Below are 11,825 nucleotides of genomic sequence, written 5' to 3'. Positions count from 1 at the left end.
TCCTTGACTAGCAAACTTACCGCCTCAACATGTGGTGCTAGTATACTCCTATATTAAAGAACGAAAGTAACTGAGTTGTTGTTTAAAATTAAAATGTAGAATGAAACTATTTTATAGTTACCATTTTTCAACTTTATAGCTGATAATTGTCACTTAAAAAATTTACTTGCTAACTTGTAAACTTGTTGAGTCTCTTTACTTTTAACGTCCCAACTACCAAATTCTTCTTTAATCAACTCTTTTATTATTCAGCTTTTTTCTCAATCAAATACCAACTAGGAATGATTTGCTTCATATCATCATACCATTCTAAAATTTCCTTAGCTTGATTTTGCATTACTGATATTTCTTCAACTCCGTAAGGAACAGACCATGGAAGAGCACCAACTATGTTATTTAGAATATAGATAGCAAGAAGTTTCCAAAATAAATCTGGAACCTTATGATCAAAATATCCATCTATCATACCAGAGGCAAAAGAAGGTGAAACTTGAGCAGACCATACAATACGATTGAATTCCTCCCAAGGATCTCCAAGGTCAAATCGATCAAAGTCAATGACATAAATATTACGATCTTCACCAATCATGAAATTCCCGATATGATAATCTCCATGTTGGAAAACCTGAGGTCTATCTTTTAATAATTCTCTATTTGCATTTAAAAAATCAATAAAAATCTGACCATTCTCGTATTGAACGGGGCATTCTTTGTATTTTTTGATTTTGTCATCAATTTTACGATTAAAAAAGGGTTCCCAATCTTCACGAACTTCTGTAACAGGAAGTGAATGAATTTTTCGAAGTATACTTCCTGCTTCTACTCCGTAAGTGTATTGTTGTTCTTTCGAAACAGTTAAAATGGTTTCTCTTGCATCTTTCCCGTCTATCCATTCGTGTAAAGAATGCACTTCATCATCACAGAGTTCTATACTAATCGGTTTACACATCGGAATTCCAAGAGAAGCTACTTTCTCCATCATATCATATTCAGATTTTTTAGAATCTAACTTCTCCTTATCAGAAACACGCAAGAAATATTTTTGCTGATTTTGATCTGTCACACAATATTTTTTATCATCTGACCAGCCTTTATTTATGGCTATCTTACTAATAAAATTCATCAAGCACTCTCCGATTCACTTTCCAACACTTCTTGCAGTTTTCACTAGTAACCCATCCAGTTCGTCTACACTTTAGTTTCCAATATGTAAAAATATCTTAATAATACGCTATCTAGTTGCTTTCCCTAATAATAAAGTTAAAATGTGTCTCACCGTATCTGAAAGCTGATAAACTAAATCGATATAAAATTCAGTTGATGATTTAATAATCATATCAATTGTTTTCATACTTTCTACTTCCTAATCAACTTTCAAATATATAGCGTTTTCATTATTTTCTTATCCTATTATATCATTATTCAAAATAAAAAACTGCAACTTACTAGTTGCAGTTAAACACAGATTTTCTTCCGTTCCTACTAGAAATTTATAAGTTAACATTTAGAATTTGTTCAGTTATCAAAGTTCATTTAGCTTTCTACTATGTAAGATTCTTGCTTGATAGCGGAGTAAATTTTCTATTCTACACCAAAAGCAAAAAGGATATATTTTTAATAAATTCCATTTGAAAACAATTCCTGTTCTATTATAGTAATGGTAATTCTAACTTTACACTTGCACCATGTTTATCCGAGTTGTTTTCTAATATGATGCGTCCATTATGTAATAACATTATTTTCCAAGAATTATATAAACCTAAACCATAGTTTGTAGCTGAATGTCTACTCTTATCTCCACGGTAAAATTGCTCCGTTCCTCGTTTTAAATCCTCATTAGAAAATCCTGGGCCTTCGTCTATCACAGATATTGAAAGTATCTTATCTGTAGTCATTATTAGTAATTCAATGTTGGATTTGTCTGGTGAATATTGAATAGCATTACTAAATATATTTTCAATGACTCTTTCAAATAATTGTACATCTATCATTACATCTGAATCTTCACAATTAATAGATTTAGATATAGTACGGTCATGTATTAGTGTAATCTCTCTCGCTATTTCACTAACTCTTTCGATTATTTCTGACACCTTTACTTTTTTTAAATTCAACGAGTTTAATTTAATTGACTGATTCATCTCCATCAGAGCTTTTGTATAATCTGATATACGTGTTGAATTTTTTATAATGTACGCTACATAATCTTTTTGTTCATCAGTTAGATCAGTTACCTTTAACAATTCAGCATTACCTTGGACAATAGAAACCGGAGTTTTTAAGTCATGCATTAATGCCGATATCTGACTTCTCTTATTCTCTTCTTTAATCCAATTTTCTCTTAATGAATCACTTAAGGCTTTTTTCATTATATCAAGGCTATTTAAGACATCATTAAATTCTTTGATATTTGAACTTCCTATTTCAAAGTCTAATTCTTGGTTGGCGATTTTATCTGATGCCTCTAGCATTGGCGATAATTGCCTTGTTATTCGTTTTGCCCAGATTAGAGTAGCCACAAATGCACTCATTAAAAAGAAAATGATTAATAAAAATATTAATAGTAAATCTATGCTAGGGAAATATTTTTCCATCCAATCATTATTGTATTGTGGCTCTAGTGAATAATGGATTAATACATATCCATCATTCCTTTTAAATTCTATAAATGAAGAAGATGGAGTTGAAAATCCCTCATGATTGTGAAAATTCTTAGCTTTCAGTTGAATAGCTTCATCCATATTAGTTTTTATCACTTCACCATCTGGCGATAAAAACATATAGCTAGCTCCTTTAGGTATCAATGCTTCATCAAAGTCTATTTTATTTAAAATTTTATATTTATTTTCTTGTAATAAATTTTCTGTATGGTTAGCCGGAATAATCAAACCAACACTATAAAACGCTGTAAAAGTTAATAAAGCTAGTACGATGGCACATCCTAAACCAACTCCAACAGTCATTAAGTATTTAAGAAATACTATTTTGAGTGACTGTCCTTTTCTAATTAATTCCATTTATAACCAATCCCCCAAACTGTAGAAATTGGATTTTCACCAAATTTTAAGAACTTTGCTCTAATATTTTTTACATGTTCTGATATGGCAGAAGAATCACCAATCCCATCAAATCCAAAAATCATTTCATATATTTGTTCTCTTGAAAAAACTTGTCCCTTTCTCTTTGCTAAAAGTTTAGAAATTTGATACTCAGACTTTGTCAGATGAATTTCTTCTTCCTTCACAAATACTTGATTGGAGGATAAATCAAATCTTATATTCCCTAGGTTTAAACTCGAATGTTTTTCTCTTTGTTCTCTTCTCAGATGAGCTTCTACCCTTGCTAACAATTCACCAACACCAAATGGTTTGGTAATATAGTCATCTCCTCCACTTAATAAGCCATCTACTATATCCGTTTCCATTGCTTTTGCAGTTAAAAAGATAATCGGACAATCCACTTTGCTACGTATATTTTTACAATAGCTGATTCCATCAACCTCTGGCATCATTACATCAAGTAATATTAAGTCATATTTCCCCAAACTATTTTCATCAATATCTACCGTGGTTTGGTAAATATCAATAATATGATCTCCTTTTATTAAAATATTCTTGATTAGAGTCAGCATATCTAATTCATCATCTATAGCAAGAATTCTTGCCATACCAAACCACCTCCATATTTATAAATATTTTACTATTATACCATATTCCATTTACAAATACATTTAGAGCTATTATTCACTGATTGACTTTCCACCCCACCTATTGAACCATAATAAAGAGCCAGTAAAAATGACTACTGTAATAGGTATTGCTACATAGCCCCACATGGTAAACTCTTTAATTAAATATGAGCTATCAGCCAATTCACTTCCAACAATATATGTTGCAGATAATCTTGATGCCCAAGTACAAGGTAAAAAATACCAGATATTTTCACCTAAATTGGTTATTGAAAGTAAAGCAATCAACGTTTCCACAAATCCCAATCCAATAGATGCACCACCACCTAACATAAGTGATACCCATAAATGAATCATATATGTAGATAGACATCCTATAAAAACTAATAATAATTCAATTAACCAAGCCATAGTCGCTTGATTACCAAATAGCATTGCAAATATAAAAACTGCTAAACTTATAGAAAATAGAAAACTCAATAAGAGCATTATAAGTTTTCCGCCATAAGCCTTGCTTCTGGATTTTGTAGTTGATAGAATCACTTGAAATCTTCCAGCACTTGCTTCCATGTCAACAACCTTAGATGTGATAGCACCAAATATTATTGGTAAGATAGCACCTAAAAGCACAAAATAATTCAGTATGATATCCATATCAGAAAAATTTTTTAGACTTGTAAATGTTGCTGCCCCATAAAATATTAGTGCATATAAAACAGGTAAGATAAAGTGAGCCCAGGGAATCCATGTATGCTTCAATTTATAAAACTCTGATTTTAATATATTCATCATTACTTCACCTCTTGCTTAGAAAACCATTTTGCAGTAATGAAAGTCAATAATGTAAACAAACATATTGATAAAATACAAGGAACAAGTAAGGATGTGTTTAAAATCATTGGATTTGATACTTCTGTTGGCACACCGTTCGGTAAAATACGCATAACGGGTACCATCAATCTAATCCCCCAAGAATAAGGGCAATAAATCCACATAGAACCGTCAGCTAACAAAATTCCTACCACAAGACCTAATACAGCATTTACTACAATGCTTGCTATAAACCCAAACTTTTTAGCTAGGAAAAAACAAAACGGAACTTGCCATATGTTAGTTATAACCAATAATACACTTGCGAATAATAATGTCGTGAATGCATAGTTTCCTGTTAATTGTTCTCCAATGAAAAATTGAAAAACAAATACTCCTAGCATATGCAAAATAGCAGTTATACTTAGATAAATTGAAGCTGTTAGTATTTTTGATATCCATATTTTTTTTAAATCAACATTAAGTGAAAAAACTGCTCGGTAGTTTAATTTTCTTTCCTCTTTTCTATGCATCATTGCTGGTATTAAAGCGAAAGTTGCTGGCATAATCATCACATACCACCAATTATATGCATTTACACTAAAATATAATGGCATAAATACAAACGCAACAAGTAAAGATATAATTGGTGCAATAAATAATATCTTCAACAAAAAACTGTGTTTGTGTTTCAAATTTTCTGCAAAAATATAATTTTTCATTAAGCTACACCCTCTTTCCATTCTTTACAACATCCATAAAAAGTTCTTCTAAATTTTCATTATGATTAATTGTGTTTTGATATTTTAATTCTCCATCATGTATAATTCCTATATGATCAGCAGTTTGTTCCACTTCTGCTAAAATATGACTAGACAGAATTACTGTTATTCCTTTTTTTGGAAAGCTTCGTATTAAATCTCGTAATTCTTGAATTCCTAATGGATCTAATCCGTTTGTCGGTTCATCTAGTATCAATAGTTTAGGATTATTTAATAAAGCAATTGCAATACCTAATCTTTGTTTCATCCCCAAAGAAAATTGACCGCTTTTCTTTTTTCCGGTATTTTTTAAATCTACAATTTCTAAAACTTCATCAATTCTTGCATCAGGTAATCCAAGTAATAATGTTCTAACTTTTAGATTTTCTCTTGCACTTAAATTTTCGTATAAGGGTGGCATCTCGATTAAAGCACCAATATCTGATAAATCATTTCTACTCCATTCATGTCCTTCAAACATAATTTCACCTGACGTCTTGTGTAACATACCTGTAATCATCTTTAATGTCGTAGATTTACCTGCACCATTAGGTCCTAGTAATCCATATACTGAATTTTCCTCAATTTTTAATGACACATTATTTACAGCTTTTTGTTTTCCAAAAACTTTTGTTAGCTCATTTGTTTCCAAAATATATTTGCTCATATTTTGTTCCTCCTTTAATCTTGTAAATAGTATAAAAAATATTTTTAAGGATTCTGTAAGGAAAAAATATTTTTCAAAAAGTAGCAAGAAAATTCTAATTTATTAAACGTTTTGCATTTTTTCTTTAGTCTTTTATGCCATATCTCATATACTTCATAAATAAAAAAGGCAGAACCAGAGTTCTGCCATAAATAATCATTATTTATCTTACAACTTCAATATCCACCTTTGCTCTAAATCAAATTTTAAGGAATTGAAATATTCTCTTTCTAATCTATAGTTATACCTATTCTGTTCGAGTTTTAGCTAAATATATTCCCCATTCAGCTAATTCTTCAGGCAAATCATAAACAGTTTTTCCATTACTTTCATAGATTTCAGAGATTCCTGGGGAGGTTTTAGAAAAAGTTTTCCAAGCTGTCACTAGTTCTTCAACAAATTGAATATTATGAAGCTCAAAAAAGTCATTAAATTTTGATAGTTCTTTACTATAAATTGTCACAATATTATAGCTATCAAGCATGATCTCATCATGACTTTTATGACCACCAAATCCAAACTGACTAAAGTCCATCATTAATAAGCAAATCACCGTATCTAATCAACAGTGCTAGGCATTCCTCTCTTGAACAACCATCAATATAATAAACATCCTTATGGGATTCCTTGATAATATTCTTTGCTATCACTTTTTCTCTATCAATACTGACAGGCAATTCCAAAATAAAAAACAAGGGCTCGTCATGAATCGCAATAAAATGTTGAAAAACCTCTAATATTTTTTCTGCGTGTACATTCGCCATCAAATGATGTTCAGTTAACTTTGTAAATGATTCAAACAGGTTTTCTACCAAGCTAACTTGGTGTCCTTTTACTAAATTCAACATTATGCGTCCTCAAGAGAATTTAAACAATATCCACATTTATAATTTCATTATACCATTAAACCCCTAAAAAGACTGCAACTTCCCAGTCACAGTCTCTTATAAATCTACCTCAGTTCCTTCAAGGAAAGTTATTACAATTTGTCCAGCTTCTGAAATAGATTGATAGCATGTCAGACTATAGTATCCAGAAGCCATACTTGAACTATTACTCTGATTCTTACCCTCTATTCGATTAGAGAAGCTACCTTCACGCTTTTCATTATTTCTTTCGTTCACTTTTAAGAGCAGAGAAACACTCTCAGCGGTTCGCTGTTACCGTATCGTTTCGTCGTAAATTCCTTACTCTAAGACAGCTGTCCCATGGGCAGAACATCTTCTTCTACCTCGCTGATGCTTCAGCTCGTACAAGCAGTGATACCGCCTCAACGTGAGTTTTAGAGGACTAAATGGAGTCTGAATTGCCTGATAGAGATGTAGTATTGATTAAGCAATCAACAAATAATGTACAAAACAAAAATAAAGTACACTGCTTAATGAGTGTACTTTATCCTTCTAATTCAGTTTTATCAATGGTTTAGCTCTAGTTAAGTCGATTAGTTAAATGAATTTAGACTATTGCTTTTTATAACGACCATAAATTGTATGCTTAATGCTATAATTTATCTTCCAAATCTACTTCTTCATAATTTATCGGAATTAAAGCAACTTCACTGCTTAGAGTAGATTGTTTTTCATTTTCACTTATTTGAATGGCATTTTTTAATGAAAAAATAACTTCTCTTACAAGATTTAATAAATCTAATGTACACTCTTGCAATTCAATTTCAGTTAGATATAATCTGCTTTCGTCATTGTCTTTATTTACATCAATAAAATTCAATGTAATATTAGTAAATCTATGCTCTAAATAATTTCTAATAGTTTTTAATAGCTTTGCGTGTGGATTTGCTGTTAAAGAATTATCACCATTATCAAAATCTTTCGATATCCAGAATATAGAAGACAAACCAATATTTTTATCCAACAATTTATTTAAATTACTATTTGTTCTCCAGATTGAATGAAAATTTACTTGTCGAGGCATGATTTTTAGACAATAATATTCATTTATAAGCATTGCTACTTTATCTAATAATGAATATAGTGTTTTAAAAGCTGCTTTTAATCCTTCAATTCTGATAGAGTATTGTACGTAGTCTAGACAATCAATAAGATTAACATACTCGTCAGCATAATGAACCGAATCAATCTCAATGCTATTAAAACAGAGATAACGCGCATAAACATATTCTTGCTTAATTTGATTAAACATAGAAAAATATTTGTTTAAATCTTTATCTGATTGAAATAATAAACTTGGTAGTAAAAGATTATCATCATATCTATTTATATCGTCAGCTTGTAAGTCATTAAGTGGATTAAGATACAGCCCGTTGTTCCAACACCATTCGCGATACTTTTGTGAATTAGGATTATAATCGATGGTTTTACAAGAGCATTCATCTAAGTCTTTATAATTAAGATATTGTTCGTAAAGTTCAATAAATCGCTTTTCTGCATAATCAACTCTGTTTGGATCTGAAACAGTTATACTTGTTTCTATTAAATTTTTAATTTTTTTAATAAAGTGAAGATGTTCGTTATCATTCAAAAAATTACGATAATGATGTAGACAAATAGCCAAGTTACCACTAGCCATTGTGAATCTTGGATTGATTTGTATACATTTACAATACATCTTAATAGCTAACTGTTTTCTACCACAAGCATCTAATAGATTTGCGTAATTGGTGTATAGTGAACATAATAATGGGTGAATAAAGCTATTGTTCTCAGGATCTATATCAATATTATTTGAAATTTCGATAGCTTTTCTAAAGTAATAAATTTGTTGAACTGTACAATCGGTATCTATGTTGAATACTAGGTTATTACTTAGTTCAAATATATCACCATATGCTGTCCCAATAGAATAAAATAATTGAATTTTGGAAATATCATCAATAGTATTTTCCATATTTTTTCCAAATTCTATTAGTCTATAGATTTCCACTATATTTTTATGTTTAAAAGCATTATCGAAATCCTTTGACAATTTAAGTACACTATGATTAATTGGATTATTTGTTAACATCTTCATCCTAAATATTTCGATTTTAAATTTGATTTTCCTTTATTTTCTTGTTCTTCAACTAACATATCAGATAAAAACTCTTTTATCATATTAAGATTAAGAAAAATTCGAGTTGCAATAAATTTAAGTTATAATACCCTATATAAATTATAAATAGGGTAAACCTGATATCTTTCTTGAGTTTCTTTATCTAACTTAGTCCAAAATAAATCAGCTTGTGGTTTTGATTTTAATAACACTGATGCACCAAAACAAATTTCATCATTATCTTTATTATTTAATAAAATATTAGTAAGCTTCTCTATTTCAGTATTATCTAATTCACGATTTCTATATTTAATTTGAAGATCATTTATGATGCTTATGCTATTTTCTTTTATATGGTTCATGTTCCAGTCAGAAAGACGTTGAGCCCAGTTAAGCAACTGTTCTTTTTTTGAAACTTCTTCTGTCATATCGGCTGCAGCAACTATTTTTATTATGGTATCGTCAGCACACACGTTTTCTACACTACAGTCAACTAATCTTTGGTATGAGGCAATAACCGAATCAAAGTTACAGTTATCAATTGTTAACCAATCTTCGGGCCTAAAAACCTCAAATAAAGAAATATCCTCATCCTCGCCTCTCCTGCACCAAGGAGTTTCAGTGAAAATATCTATCATAGTTCCATTATTACCTTCATGAAATGCATATAGAGTACTAATATGTATGTTAGCAATCTTAAGATTAAACAATTTCGATTCCTCGTAATTTAACGCCACCTTGTTTTTTAATACTAGACCTGAATTAAGGATATTTAAATTTCTTTGAGATTGTTCATTAAAGAGGGATAAATCAAGCTCTTTTTTTATCCCCATTTTCTTTATGAAATTTGATATTTTCGACAATTCTTTTATATGGCTATCTAAATCAAGCGAATTAATATCCGATAAAGACCGTTCATCTAGTTCTATACTAATACCATTGAGTGTGAAAAATCCTACTTTTCCTAGTTCTTTAAGTGCCTGAGTACACTTTATAGCATCTGACAGCATATTAGGTCTTGAATAATTAAATTTAGGTTGAGCTTTCCCATTGTTAAAGGATATTTTAAAACCTTCCCCAAAATGAAGCTGTACCTCTCCGTCAGGAAAATAATGTCTCTCTATATCTTCAAAAATATAATCTCCTATCTCAATAATTAAATCTGTTGCTTCGAAAGTTTCAACAATCTCTATTGAATTTTCAAGTGGAATTTCGATGGCAGTTTCAGGATCCCTAAGATAAAGAAAGAGGTCGTGTTCCTTCTGGTAATTAAATATTCCTTCATGCCCCTGACCATAAAAGTAAAGCTTGATCTCTTTATTATTGGGTATATTTTCAATTGACATCCCATCGATATTTATAAAACTATGCTGTTTCTGACTATTAGTAACAAAATCAACTAACATCGAATAAATTTTTTGTTCATCTAGTTTATGAATCTGTACCGAAAGTGTTTTATAATTTGCAGACTTATTTTTTAATTTACTTCTTTTAATTATTTTCTTTATAGAAAAAGGTGGCAGTGATTTATAATAAATATCTTTTAAATTGCTATTCTCATCTAACCAAACTACGAATAAAACTACCCCACCGTTTTTTGAATACAATTCTAAATCACGCATATCTACTGGGAAAGATTTCATTGAATTGTTCTTACGTTTAGTTGCTTTAATTTGGACAGGTACTCTCCCAAATATTTCGCTCTTTTTCTCACTAGCATTTTTAAGAACATGAATTTCCCCATCCCACGCTGGAGTTTTATCATTGTTATCGAAATAAGTCTGAAGCAACTTATTTCTGTTAATAAATGTTGCCAGATATGAAACGCCTAACGTTTCAATTTGTCTATTATTTGCCAAATTATCACCTCATAACATAACACTATGTATTATTTATTATACCATCAACAAAATAAAAATCTATATCTTGTGTTCAATTGAAACTTAAATAAGCTTCAAAAAATGTACAATTGAACCACCACTTCTTCTACACCTATTAGAGTCGAAAATGTACAAATCAATTTCTTCGATTAGATGATATTATGTACTAGAAAACATACAAAATAACACTCCAGAATAATGTACAAAATAAAAATAAAGTACACTATTTAAAGAATGTACTTTATGCTTCTAATTCATTTGTATCAATGGTTTAAGTCTTGTTTGGTCAATTGTACATAAATTTTTAGTTTTTCTTTCTATACCAAAGTAACCAAAAATTTTTTTAGAGTTAATTATCCTTAATTATGTATTTTATTTAAGTGAACACTGGAAATTTTTTCAATTGTACATTTTGACAATTGTTCAGAAACTTAAAATTTTTAAAATGTACATTCATACAAAAACACGGCTCATGAATCATGGCCGTGTTTTTGTTTTACTTAAGCTAGTTAGCTAGTTCTCTTAGTTAATTTAAAACAGACTTTTACTTTTTATTTTGGATTTCCCACAAGATCTCCCAATTTCCAAATACCAAGCCAAAAAGAAATTGTTAGCATGATAAAGAATGTAAGGAACATATTATCGACTAGATTTTTACTCATCAAGCATAGTTCTCTAGCTATGTAAGGAGACACGGGAAACAAAATGCACTGTACTATAGTAATTATTTTTTTCATGATTCATTAATAATACTGTCACATATGATACAGTATACTCCTTTCTAGGAAGATTTCTTTTTATTCCTATCTTTATTATAGGCCTACAGCAATTTATATTCAATTATTTATATGTGAAAGTAGTTTCAGAATTTGAACTTTAAATTTTTTATTATACATTGATTATCATTGAAAATAATGTACAAATTAATTTCTCAGATTAGAGGATATTATGTACTAGAAAACATACAAAAT

General features: G+C 29.9%; 10 protein-coding genes. All 10 read right to left on the bottom strand.

What is annotated here, in order from left to right:
• Positions 1-244 precede the first annotated feature (244 nt).
• Entirely contained in the window at positions 245-1,123 is an 879-nt protein-coding gene (locus HMPREF2918_RS03400; protein ID WP_004252845.1) for an aminoglycoside phosphotransferase family protein, read from the bottom strand.
• Positions 1,124-1,649: 526 nt separating this feature from the next.
• Positions 1,650-3,017 carry a sensor histidine kinase gene (locus HMPREF2918_RS03395; RefSeq protein WP_049514319.1) on the bottom strand — a complete coding sequence of 456 codons (1,368 nt, stop codon included), beginning with the start codon at positions 3,015-3,017 and terminating at the stop codon, positions 1,650-1,652.
• Entirely contained in the window at positions 3,008-3,667 is a 660-nt protein-coding gene (locus tag HMPREF2918_RS03390; RefSeq protein ID WP_036757387.1) for a response regulator transcription factor, read from the bottom strand. The genes HMPREF2918_RS03395 and HMPREF2918_RS03390 overlap by 10 nt, the downstream gene beginning before the upstream one ends.
• 72 nt (positions 3,668-3,739) lie before the next feature.
• Entirely contained in the window at positions 3,740-4,480 is a 741-nt protein-coding gene (gene pcfG / locus HMPREF2918_RS03385) for a lantibiotic protection ABC transporter permease PcfG (RefSeq protein ID WP_023918141.1), read from the bottom strand.
• Complete coding sequence (locus tag HMPREF2918_RS03380) at positions 4,480-5,220, bottom strand: lantibiotic immunity ABC transporter MutE/EpiE family permease subunit (protein ID WP_070594589.1); 741 nt, start codon at positions 5,218-5,220, stop codon at positions 4,480-4,482. The genes pcfG and HMPREF2918_RS03380 overlap by 1 nt, the downstream gene beginning before the upstream one ends.
• 4 nt (positions 5,221-5,224) lie before the next feature.
• Complete coding sequence (pcfF, locus tag HMPREF2918_RS03375) at positions 5,225-5,926, bottom strand: lantibiotic protection ABC transporter ATP-binding protein PcfF (RefSeq protein WP_023918138.1); 702 nt, start codon at positions 5,924-5,926, stop codon at positions 5,225-5,227.
• Positions 5,927-6,212: 286 nt separating this feature from the next.
• Positions 6,213-6,503, bottom strand: coding sequence for a hypothetical protein (locus HMPREF2918_RS11585; RefSeq protein ID WP_256263183.1), 291 nt, complete (start codon positions 6,501-6,503; stop codon positions 6,213-6,215).
• On the bottom strand, positions 6,490-6,813 hold the full coding sequence (locus tag HMPREF2918_RS11580; protein WP_256263182.1) for a hypothetical protein: 324 nt from the start codon (positions 6,811-6,813) through the stop codon (positions 6,490-6,492). The genes HMPREF2918_RS11585 and HMPREF2918_RS11580 overlap by 14 nt, the downstream gene beginning before the upstream one ends.
• A gap of 652 nt (positions 6,814-7,465) precedes the next feature.
• Positions 7,466-8,947 (bottom strand): LA2681 family HEPN domain-containing protein, encoded by a 1,482-nt coding sequence (locus HMPREF2918_RS03365; RefSeq protein WP_004252828.1) that lies wholly within the window; start codon positions 8,945-8,947, stop codon positions 7,466-7,468.
• Between the two features lie 128 nt (positions 8,948-9,075).
• Complete coding sequence (locus tag HMPREF2918_RS03360; protein WP_070594588.1) at positions 9,076-10,833, bottom strand: DUF4365 domain-containing protein; 1,758 nt, start codon at positions 10,831-10,833, stop codon at positions 9,076-9,078.
• Positions 10,834-11,825 lie beyond the last annotated feature (992 nt).

It is taken from the genome of Streptococcus sp. HMSC065C01 (genome assembly GCF_001813525.1).
Classification (GTDB): domain Bacteria; phylum Bacillota; class Bacilli; order Lactobacillales; family Streptococcaceae; genus Streptococcus; species Streptococcus parasanguinis_V.
Note: the sequence above shows the minus strand (reverse complement) of the source record. Positions and strands in the feature narration are given on the sequence as shown.

Coding starts and splice junctions, on each gene's coding strand:
- HMPREF2918_RS11585 (WP_256263183.1), bottom strand. CDS start 6,503: ATGATGGACTTTAGTCAGTTTGGATTTGGTGGTCATAAAAGTCATGAT.
- HMPREF2918_RS03395 (WP_049514319.1), bottom strand. CDS start 3,017: ATGGAATTAATTAGAAAAGGACAGTCACTCAAAATAGTATTTCTTAAA.
- HMPREF2918_RS03380 (WP_070594589.1), bottom strand. CDS start 5,220: ATGAAAAATTATATTTTTGCAGAAAATTTGAAACACAAACACAGTTTT.
- pcfF (WP_023918138.1), bottom strand. CDS start 5,926: ATGAGCAAATATATTTTGGAAACAAATGAGCTAACAAAAGTTTTTGGA.
- HMPREF2918_RS03390 (WP_036757387.1), bottom strand. CDS start 3,667: ATGGCAAGAATTCTTGCTATAGATGATGAATTAGATATGCTGACTCTA.
- HMPREF2918_RS11580 (WP_256263182.1), bottom strand. CDS start 6,813: ATGTTGAATTTAGTAAAAGGACACCAAGTTAGCTTGGTAGAAAACCTG.
- pcfG (WP_023918141.1), bottom strand. CDS start 4,480: ATGATGAATATATTAAAATCAGAGTTTTATAAATTGAAGCATACATGG.
- HMPREF2918_RS03365 (WP_004252828.1), bottom strand. CDS start 8,947: ATGTTAACAAATAATCCAATTAATCATAGTGTACTTAAATTGTCAAAG.
- HMPREF2918_RS03400 (WP_004252845.1), bottom strand. CDS start 1,123: ATGAATTTTATTAGTAAGATAGCCATAAATAAAGGCTGGTCAGATGAT.